Here is a 7763-nt window from a genome sequence, read left to right as displayed (position 1 = left end):
CACCTGGAAGCTGAGGATCAGTCGGCTCAAGAGGCAGCTCACCCGGAAGTTCAGGATCAACCGGCTCTTCTTCAACTTGTTTCGTTAAAGTAAATGAATCAATTACTTCACCGTCAATTGTAATGGCTTCTCCGCGAATTTCGTTACCGTCGACAGTGAAAGATGTAATCACTTGAATGTTATCTTCAAACAATACGTTGACATAATCATATTGCTCGCCAGGGTAAAACTTTGGTCCAGCAGACCCACCAATGATATACTGTGTTCCTGGTCCATCTTTTTGAACCTGACCATTTTTGATTAAATGGGAACGCATATAGGCATGGTCGTGACCTGTTAAGACTAAATCTACTCCAAGCTCTTCTAAAATAGGTGAGAATGTTTCAGCTGTTGCATCACGACCGGTTAATGGATTACTAGAGTATGGGGAACGGTGGAACATACTAATCACCCACTCTTTTTCAGTTCCTTCTACTTGTTCACGAATCCAATCTTGCTGTTCACGCATGTCTTGTACTCCAAATTCCGAATTGAGCATGATAAATAGTGCATCTCCGTATTCGAAGGAATAGACATAGCCCTCTTTCCCATTTGGCCCATTTTGAGCTAGTGTAAATAAACTTTTAAATGTTAATTCGCCATCTCCATAAACATCGTGATTTCCGAGTACTGGCATAATCGGCATTTTAGTTGAAATCCCTTGGGAAGCCGCAAGGAAATAATCCCACTCTCTTAAAAAGTTCCCGTTTTCAACAATGTCACCTGCATGTAATACAAATTTCGTGTTTGGATTATGAGTGATACCTGCCTCATAAAGCTTCGTCCATAATGCAAAACCTGCCTCATTGGTTGCTTGAGTATCAGTAGCAAAAAGGAAACTGAAAGGCTCGCTCTCAAGAGCTTCCGTTGTGAAACTACTAAATTCACTCCAGCCTTCTTCTGTTCCGTCTCCAACTCGGTACTGATAGGTGGTACCAGGTTGTAAATGATCTACCGTTACACGGTGAATACGCATTTCCCCAATTGGATCTGCAAACAATTTGTTTGTCCCTTCAAAAACGTCAACTTTATCTCCATCTTGTGTGCGAACTTCTACAATAGAATCCTTTATAGCCGTTCCCGTTTGCCATGAAATGTGTTGGGTCGTTTTTGGATCATCACTCCATGTTAAAAGGATATTTTTTGGTGTATGGTCTGCTAATTGTGGGACTACATTTACCGTTAATACTTGACTGACTAATTCATCTTTACTTGCTTGTAACGCAAGTGTGATTTGCGATAATGTCACTAAATCAGTATGAATTTCTCCATTTTCATCTGTTTGGCCAACTGTTTCACCCCAATTGATGACTTCTGCATCTTCAGCTGGGATATGGAAATAGCGTTGTTGACCATTAGGCATAAAGATACGATAATAATCAAATGTGCTAGACGGATCGTTCGCATAAGCAAAATAGCTTCCAGCAGCTACTTCTTGTAGTTTATCGCCGGCTACACCGCTGCCTCCTTGATAAATGTAAGTATCATTTGTGGTTCTCAAAAACTTTTGTCCGTTTGTAATTGAAATATTTGCCCCTTCTATTGGCTCTCCATTTCGGTTTGTAACCGTTAATTTACTAGGGGTGTCGACAGATGTTCCTTCGATAGTCAATACTAAAGGTTGCAGAATTGGAGCTTGAAATGGTGTCATATAAAATGGGAGAGTTCCTATTTCTTCATCTAAGTAAGTAATTGATCCTTCCTCAAAGTTAATTGCTACTTCACCAGTCGCATCAAGTCCTAATTGGAAGGTAAGGATTGCTACCACTTCATTTTCGTCGAGATCTAAGGTCTCTAGGTTTTCCCATTCTAATTCAATTTGACCGTTTATCTCTGTATTACTTATTAAAACCGAATCTAATATTTTTTCAGGAAAAGATACGTTAACAAATTCTAATAATTGGTCATCATAAGTAATGGTTGAAGAAGCACCTGTAATTTGTGAAATCTGGCTCATCGTCAGTATTAGATCAAAAGAGCCTCCTGCATATACTTCTTCATCACCAACAAAATTGAATTCTGGTCCACCAGTTGAAACGTGAAATGTCCAAGTTGAAAATGTATGATTACCTGCATTATCAAAAACCTCAACCCAAGCAGTATGATAGCCTTCCGCTAAAGGGTGTTCTGGAATATAGCTGACTTTTCCAGTTTCAGGATCATAGTTTGGAATTACATCGTTTCCATCTATTTTCATGTAGATTCGATCTGAATCAATGCCAGAACCGCCGTCATTATCTGTAGCAATGACACTAATTTCTGGCTGGTTTTTATAAGCGATCTCTTCATTTTTAGGTTCAAAATAATCTAAGCTTGGGTTAATTAAATCCTCATCAGTAGGCCCGTAAACCGCTCGGATTTGGTCGATATAGATTGTCCCTTTTGACTTACCTTGATCGTTAGTTGCCATGTAACGAACAGGTAATTCTAATTTAAATGGTGCTTCCCAAGTAGTAGGGACAGATGCTTCAACATACTTCCACCCTTCCCATGTCACTCCATTAGGATAATCGCCTGTAAAATCGATATTAAATGCTTGATTGTTTGCATCGCGAAGTTGTCCACGTAGCCAATGACTATGACCATCACCATAAACCCACATCCCAATCTTTTCAGGATGACCAGGGATAGCGATTTCTTTACCAGCATAGACGCCAGAAGTACCTTGCTGGCCAAGGAAATCATAATCAACTTTAAGTGATTGGTTACCAAATCGTACAGGTCCTTCCTCCTTTGAAACTATTGATAAGTTGATAGAGTTATAACGTGCACCTGATACAGACCACAAGTCAGCACCATCCTCAAAATCTTCAATGATAATATAAGGCTCGTCCAACTCATTATTCTCAACATCCTCAGATGCACTAAATGTTACTCCTATTGGACCAAACATATTCATGAGCATAGCTAGTACTACTATATAGATCCATAATTTCTGTTTGTTCAACCTTCTCACTCCTTTTCCTATTATGTAGGTATAACCGTGATCATTATCCCAAATGTAACGGCGAAAAAGGATTTTGTTACTAAAGTGTAATGATATATTTATGATTAGCTTACATTGTTTAAGTTTAATTTATAGGTATTTATCGTCTATATAGTAAGAAAATAGGTATTAATAATATTTACTGTTTCCTAAGTAATTGTGTAGGAAAATGAGATCGTGAAAAAATGAGTGTTACGATTTGATGACGTTTGTGTATAATAATAATTTGTATCATATTTATGTAGACACGTTTTTAGCTTCTCTTGAAAGCATGTAGAAGCTCGTAACAATTGAAGAACTAATTGAAGGAATTTGTAACGGTTAGGAGGATACTATGCTTCAAAAGTCAATTCACTATTGGATATTACTATCACTGCTAGTAATAGCGATTGTATTTTCTGTTTTCTTTTATAAACTAGTACAAGATTATGAACATAGAATTAATGATGAGATTTCTATAGATTTTACGCTGCCAACATATCATTTTGTTTTAATTGGGGAAGAGATGAACCACGATTATTGGCGTTTGGTTGGGGAGGGAGCAAAACAAACGGAGGATCACTATGATGTTTTTGTAGAATATAAAGGGCCTAGCCGATCAAATCCGGATGAGCAGCTTAAGCTGTTAGATATGGCAATTAAGGCGAAAGTTGATGGCATAATTGTACAAGCTTTGAATGAAGAATTTACGCCGTTAATTAATCGTGCAGTAAGTGAGGGCATTCCTGTTATAACAATTGATACAGATGCTCCAGATAGTTTACGTGAAGTTTATATTGGAACTGACAATTATGTAGCTGGTCAATTAGCTGGGGAAGCGTTAATTGAGGATACGAATGGATATGCCACGGTTGGTATTATTACAGGAAGCTTTGAAAATGCTCATCATCAGTTGCGTGTACAAGGATTTCAAGATGCCCTAGAGGATGTTGAGGGTATTAACGTTGTAGCAGTAGAGGAGTCGAACATTACAAGAGTCGAAGCGGAGGAAAAGGCGTACACAATGCTATCAGAGCACGGGGATATTACAGCGATGATTGGGACAAGCTCTTGGGATGGCATTGGGATTGTAGCCGCTGCGAAAAAGCTTAATAAGCTGGATGACCTTTATGTAATGACATTTGACCCATTGGAGGAAAACATTCAATTACTCGAAACAGGTGAGTTAGATGCCATCATTGAACAGCAACCGTTTGAGATGGGATATAAAAGTATTGAAATCATGCTAGAGATCATTGCAGGAAACCGAATGGAAGATATGTTCCATACAGATGCTTCGATCATACGCCTCGGAAACTTAGACAGCTGGAAGAGTGAAACAGGTGATTTGTTATGATCAAAATTCGTACAAAGCTATTGATTTATTTTGTCGCTCTGCTCGTGTTAATTGTCGTTGTCTTTTTTATTCGAGAACAAAGTAATCAAAGGGTTATGGAGCTATATGATGAGAGTGTTGAACAACTTTTTCTCCTTAATGAAATAACAAGAATGACGACTCAAACCTTTCAATCTTTACAAATATATGTACACGAACCGTTGCCGCAAAATCTTACGTATTATGAGGATGATAAACGACAGCTCTTACGGTTGCAGCATGAATTTGCCATCAATGAACTGGATGGAATAACGAAGAAAAATTATTTGAATATGTTAAGTAGCTTTCTGGAACAGTCAGATGCGACGATCGAAGGCGTAAATCGACAGGATATACAGCAATATTCACTGTCGTTAAACGAAGCAGACATAACCGCCAGCTATATCCACGAGCAAACGCTAGAATTAATTAATGACGAATTAACCGATTATAAAGAGCTTTCTGTCATAACAGAGGATATGATCTCAAATACAGAGAAAATGTGGACAATGATCATCCTTTCGATTATTATTGTTAGCGTTTTATTTGCTTTATGGTTTTCTGATGGGATTACACGAACGATTGGACGTTTAACGAAAGCTGCACAACGTATTTCTGCTGGGAACTACTCGGGCGAAGATGTAGTTGTATCAAGAAAGGATGAGCTATGGTTCTTAACGAAAACATTTAATGAAATGAAGCAAAACATTCATCAATCGGTAACAGAAATTGAAGAAAAAGCACGACTGGCACAGTTGTTGAAGGAAATGGAGCTGAAAAGCTTACAAAATCAAATTAACCCTCATTTTCTATTTAATACGCTTAATTCGATTTCTAAAACCGCTTATATAGAAGGGGCAGAGCGTACGAGTGATTTGATCTCCTCGGTGTCAGCATTGCTCCGTTATAACATCGGGAACCTTGATCGGGAAACGTTATTGAAAGATGAAGTCAAAATTGTGAAGGAATACTTTTTTATCCAAAAAACACGTTTTGGTGATCGTGTAACTTTTGAGGAGGAGATTGAACCAGAGTGTTTATCAACGCCAATTCCTTGTTTAACATTACAGCCAATTATTGAAAACGCCTTTATGCATGGTATTGAAGAAATGAGTGAAGGTGCTCATATTGTGTTAATAATTAAGGAAGTAAACGGGATGGTTTGTATTGAGATTAAGGATAATGGCGTCGGGATGGATCAGGAAACGATTGATCGCCTGTTGGATACACGTTCGCCTGCCAAGAAAGGCTCGGGTCATTCAACGGGGATTGGGATGAGGAATGTGATCAATCGCCTTACGTTGTTTGATAAGGAAAGTCACATTGATATTGAATCTATGCATGGTAAAGGAACGACCGTGAAGATTTATATAACGAAGCGATAGAAAGGAGACAGACATTGATCAAGGTCATGCTAGTAGATGATGAGGTACTTGAACGGGAAGGACTCAAGCTCATGCTTTCAAAAATCGCTTAGGATTTACAATTGTTGCCGAAGCAGAAAATGGCCAAGAAGCTGTTAATCTTGCAATAGAAAAAAATCCTGATTTAATTTTTATTGATATTAAAATGCCGCGCTTAGATGGCCTGCAAGCAGTGGAACAAATTCTAGCTACCCTTCCTAACGTTAAATGTATTATGGTATCTGCCTTTGATATGTTTGAGTACGCTCGCCAAGCGATGAAGTTTGGAATAAAAGAGTATTTATTAAAGCCTAGTAAAGTCTCAGAAGTGCTCGAAGCTTTCGACCGGATGGTTGAAGAAATTGAACAGGAAAAAAAGCAAGGAAGCGAAGTAATCGAGCTGAATCAACGATTGGAAAGGTTCGGTTCTTTTATGGAAATGGAAGTTATCGTTTCGCTAATGCTTGATCACGTTCATGAGTTTGATCAAGAAGAGTGGAGTGAGTGGTTCGATATTGATCAGAAGCACGGTTTTGTCGTAGTCTTTTCGTTTGACTCAAATGAGCTTCAACCTGACCGCCATGAAAAAAGTACGTGGTACAAAGTTTTGAAAAAGACGATTCATGAAAAAGACGATCCGGCTCTCGTTGGACCGTTAACGGGATTTCAAGTACCACTTTATGATCATAAATGAAGAAAATAGTCACGAGAACTGGAGACAGGATGTCACAGGTTCGATTATTCATCAAGTGCAAAAACAATTAGATCGATGCAAAGTAGTTGCTGGAATCGGGTCAGTTGTTTCAGATATAACGAAATTTTCACATTCCTATGAGGAGGCGATCCATGCGTTGGAATTAGTCTATCAGCATGGAAGTGCATCGTATATGGTCTACAGCAGCGATTTGAAGCAACAACGAAAAGAGCTGATTCCATTTGAAGTAGAAAAGGAGCTTGTCAAAGCTGTAAAAAAAAGGTGACAGTCAACAAGCGTTACAGCTATTTGATAGATACTTCCAGCTCATTTATCAAGCTTCAAATCAGAAGGTAGAATTGATGCGAAAGGCGATGGAGAATTTCTTTATTGTATTAACACGTACGTTAAAAGAGTTTGGCTTTGATGAAAATGTGCAAATGAACTTTGAGCAACTAGATACATCCATGCAAATAAAGGAAAGGGCGAAAGTACATTTGATGATGATCGTTGATCGGTTAGGAGAGTGGCGGGCAAGTGGTGTAGAAAGTTTGCTTTTGCATGCGAAGGAATATCTTGATACGAATTATGATAAAGGAGTGACCCTTGAAGAAGTAGCTGAAAAAATCGGCCTCAGCTCGTATTATTTAAGTAAGCTGTTTAAAGAGCGCTATCAGGTAACCTTTATTGAATATTTGACGAATAGAAGATTACAAAAGGCAAAAGACTTGCTGTTAGATGGGAAAACGCCACTTAAAGAAATTGCATTAACGATCGGATATAAAGATCCTAATTATTTTAGTCGCGTGTTTAAAAAAGAAACAGGATTAAGTCCGCGTGAATACCGAAGCAAGTATCAATTGTGAATAATGTAGAGGTAAGTGTCTCAAAAGGTATGCAGTTAACCTTTAGAGGCACTTTTTTATGTACGCTTGGACACTTTAGATTTTTGCTATTTAGTTTAGTGGGACCTCATCAGACCGATGAGATTTATAGGGGCAGCATGATCAAGCATAGCTAAACTACAGGATGTTTGGTGCAAGTTTGCGAAACCGTACCAAAAGGGGAATAGGTGCAAGTTTGAGGAGAAAAGTGACGCGAAACCGTACCAAAAGGCGAATAGGTGCAAGTTTGGGGAGAAAAGCACCGCGAAAACGCATCAAAAGGCGAATAGGTGCAAGTTTGAGGAGAAAAGTGACGCGAAACTGCATCAAAAGGCGAATAGGTGCAAGTTTGAGGAGAAAAGTGACGCGAAACTGCATCAAAAGGGGAATAGGTGCAAGTTTG

General features: G+C 38.6%; 7 protein-coding genes. 5 read left to right on the top strand and 2 right to left on the bottom strand.

Annotated features, from left to right (window positions below; all coding sequences use genetic code 11):
- On the bottom strand, positions 1-2986 hold a 2986-nt coding region (locus JCM19034_RS20280; RefSeq protein WP_197276470.1), incomplete at its 3' end, for a fibronectin type III domain-containing protein.
- Positions 2987-3359: 373 nt separating this feature from the next.
- Here JCM19034_RS20280 and JCM19034_RS20275 point away from each other — a divergent pair.
- From JCM19034_RS20275 to JCM19034_RS20255, 5 genes are all read left to right on the top strand, one after another.
- A complete protein-coding gene (locus tag JCM19034_RS20275) occupies positions 3360-4361 on the top strand; it encodes a sugar-binding protein (RefSeq protein ID WP_062052590.1) in 1002 nt (333 codons plus the stop codon).
- Positions 4358-5764: a histidine kinase gene (locus tag JCM19034_RS20270; RefSeq protein WP_062052589.1), complete on the top strand. Its 1407-nt coding sequence runs from the start codon at positions 4358-4360 to the stop codon at positions 5762-5764. The genes JCM19034_RS20275 and JCM19034_RS20270 overlap by 4 nt, the downstream gene beginning before the upstream one ends.
- Positions 5765-5864: 100 nt before the next feature.
- Entirely contained in the window at positions 5865-6476 is a 612-nt protein-coding gene (locus JCM19034_RS20265; protein ID WP_082394294.1) for a response regulator, read from the top strand.
- On the top strand, positions 6463-6762 hold the full coding sequence (locus JCM19034_RS20260; protein ID WP_062052587.1) for a hypothetical protein: 300 nt from the start codon (positions 6463-6465) through the stop codon (positions 6760-6762). Before JCM19034_RS20265 ends, JCM19034_RS20260 begins: the two co-directional genes overlap by 14 nt.
- A 76-nt stretch (positions 6763-6838) precedes the next feature.
- Positions 6839-7342 (top strand): AraC family transcriptional regulator, encoded by a 504-nt coding sequence (locus JCM19034_RS20255; RefSeq protein ID WP_062052586.1) that lies wholly within the window; start codon positions 6839-6841, stop codon positions 7340-7342.
- A gap of 156 nt (positions 7343-7498) precedes the next feature.
- On the opposite strand, the gene JCM19034_RS23765 is transcribed toward JCM19034_RS20255, so the two are convergent.
- A partial coding sequence (locus JCM19034_RS23765; RefSeq protein WP_231687076.1) for a hypothetical protein occupies positions 7499-7763 on the bottom strand: 265 nt, incomplete at its 5' end.

The sequence above is a fragment of the Bacillus sp. JCM 19034 genome, assembly GCF_001310635.1.
Classification (GTDB): domain Bacteria; phylum Bacillota; class Bacilli; order Bacillales; family Bacillaceae_D; genus Halalkalibacter.
The sequence above is the reverse complement of the archived record's forward strand: the minus strand, read 5'-3'. Positions and strand labels throughout refer to the sequence as shown.

What these genes read in the sequence shown, in the direction of transcription:
- JCM19034_RS20275 (WP_062052590.1), top strand. Translation starts at nt 3,360, where the DNA reads ATGCTTCAAAAGTCAATTCACTATTGGATATTACTATCACTGCTAGTA.
- JCM19034_RS20260 (WP_062052587.1), top strand. Translation starts at nt 6,463, where the DNA reads ATGATCATAAATGAAGAAAATAGTCACGAGAACTGGAGACAGGATGTC.
- JCM19034_RS20255 (WP_062052586.1), top strand. Translation starts at nt 6,839, where the DNA reads ATGCGAAAGGCGATGGAGAATTTCTTTATTGTATTAACACGTACGTTA.
- JCM19034_RS20270 (WP_062052589.1), top strand. Translation starts at nt 4,358, where the DNA reads ATGATCAAAATTCGTACAAAGCTATTGATTTATTTTGTCGCTCTGCTC.